We start from the raw sequence: 1292 nt of genomic DNA, 5'->3' as shown, positions 1-1292 counted from the left end.
CGGGTCCGGGCGGGGACAGTTGACGTGGCCGTGGCCGTAAGCGGAGCCCCGGCCTCTGCTGAAGCCGACGGCAGAACCACCAACCCCGGCATCTAGGTCACATTGCCGATGCCACCGCAAAAGCGCTCCTCATAGGGTCCATGGCATGCCACACCGATGAAGCCGCCCGCGCGCGGCTGAGCCCGCCGACCGAGCCGAACTCCTGACGGCGACCTGTTCAGTTGGCGCCCGCCGCCCTCGCACAGCAGCTCGGCGGCGAGCGCTTCGTCAGACCTGTTCCCCCCGAATCCCCATGCCTGAGGAGTCCCATGAGTTCCGATGTTTCCCGCCGGCGGGTACTGGCCGCCGGAGCGGCGCTGGCCGGGTCGGCGGCGCTGATCGCCGGCGCAGAAGGAACGGCCGGCGCGGCGACGGCCACAACTGGCAACGGTGAGGAGAAGTCCAAGGTGAAGCCCACGATCGTGTTGCTGCACGGCGGGTACGCCGATTCGTCCTGCTGGAACGCCACCATCAGGGAGTTGCAGGACAAGGGCTACACCACGGTCTGCGCGGCGAACCCGCTGCGGGGCATTCCGACCGACGCCCCGTACGTCGCGAGTCTGCTGGACTCCATCAGCGGACCGGTCGTGCTGGTCGCGCACTCCATGGGCGGCACGGTGATCACGAATGCCGCCGCCGGGAAGTCCAACGTCAAGGCGTTGGTCTACATCGCGGCGTTCGTGCCCGACGTGGGTGAGACGCAGGGCGAGCTCATCACCAAGTTCCCCGGCAGCGAGGTCGGACCGGTGAGCGTGCCGGTCCCGTACACGAAGGCCGACGGCACGACCGGAACCGACCTGTACCTGAGCAAGGACGGCCAGGCGGCCTTCGCCGCCGACATCTCCACCGCCGACTTCCGGGTCCTGCAGGCGACGCAGCGGCCGTTCGACGCCGATTCGTTCGTCTTCCCGACCACGGCCGCGGCCTGGAAGACGATCCCGTCGTGGGGCCTGGTCGCCGGCCAGGACAAGGCGATCCCGCCGGCGTGCGAGCGCTGGATGTACAGCCGTGCGAACGCGCGCAAGGTCGTCGAAGTACCGCGCTCGTCCCACGTCGCGATGATCAGCCACCCCAAGATCGTCGCCAACCTCATCGCGGACGCCGCCAAGACGGTCAGCTGACACTCGCGACAAGTGCCCCGGTCCACCACCAGGGACCGGGGCGCGCTGCCACCCTACCATGCTCACGTCGTAGAAATCCATCCCGGCATACGCGTCGAACGTGAACTCACCCAGTGTGGTGGGCGGGTTGGC

1 protein-coding gene is annotated in these 1292 nt (G+C 68.6%); it reads left to right on the top strand.

From position 1 onward, the window contains the following. The first annotated feature begins 308 nt into the window (after positions 1–308). Complete coding sequence (locus AC31A1_RS51575; protein WP_489659938.1) at positions 309–1160, top strand: alpha/beta hydrolase; 852 nt, start codon at positions 309–311, stop codon at positions 1158–1160. Positions 1161–1292 lie beyond the last annotated feature (132 nt).

Source organism: Streptomyces sp. P5F9 (genome assembly GCF_057961495.1).
The sequence above is the reverse complement of the archived record's forward strand: the minus strand, read 5'-3'. Positions and strand labels throughout refer to the sequence as shown.

Bases quoted from the DNA above. Each gene is read 5' to 3' on its own strand.
- AC31A1_RS51575 (WP_489659938.1), top strand. From the start codon at position 309: ATGAGTTCCGATGTTTCCCGCCGGCGGGTACTGGCCGCCGGAGCGGCG.